At 30.1% G+C, this 631-nt stretch carries 1 pseudogene; it reads left to right on the top strand.

Going from position 1 to position 631, the window contains the following annotated elements:
- Positions 1–631, top strand: a pseudogene (locus tag FUA24_RS24645) (M1 family metallopeptidase); the annotation flags it as partial.

Here is a 631-nt window from a genome sequence, read left to right as displayed (position 1 = left end):
GATTTTAAAACCTGTAAAGCTACTATTGGTTTCAATGTTTCTAAAAAAAAGGTAATAGGTAATGTTGTGTATACGTTTCATGTTTTGAAAAAAACAAATGCGGTGTATTTAGATGCTCAAAACATGCAGTTTTCTAATGCGCGTTTAATTGAAAAAAACAAACAGATTACATTAGATAGTGTTGTAAATACCAATAGTAAATATGTGCTTCATAAAACATTTAAAAAAGGAAACGTATACACGATTTCTTTTGATTATGAAGCAAGCCCCACAAAAGCATTGTATTTTATAGCTAAAGATGAAGAACATCAAATTTGGACGCAAGGTCAAGGTAAATATACCAGCAATTGGTTGCCAAGTATTGATGATATGAATGATAAAATAGAATTCAATTTATCTATCACGTTTCATAAAGATTATGAAGTTATCACCAATGGTAAATTAATAGAAAAACAAACAACAAATACTGTAACCACTTGGCACTACAATATGCAAAAGCCTATGGCAAGTTATTTGGTGGCATTGGTTGTTGGTAAATATCATAAAAAGGTTGAAGTATCAAAAAGTGGTATTCCGTTAGAAATGTATTATTACGCTGAAGATTCTTTGAAATTTGAACCAACATACCGCT

The organism is Seonamhaeicola marinus (genome assembly GCF_008085455.1).
Note: the sequence above shows the minus strand (reverse complement) of the source record. Positions and strands in the feature narration are given on the sequence as shown.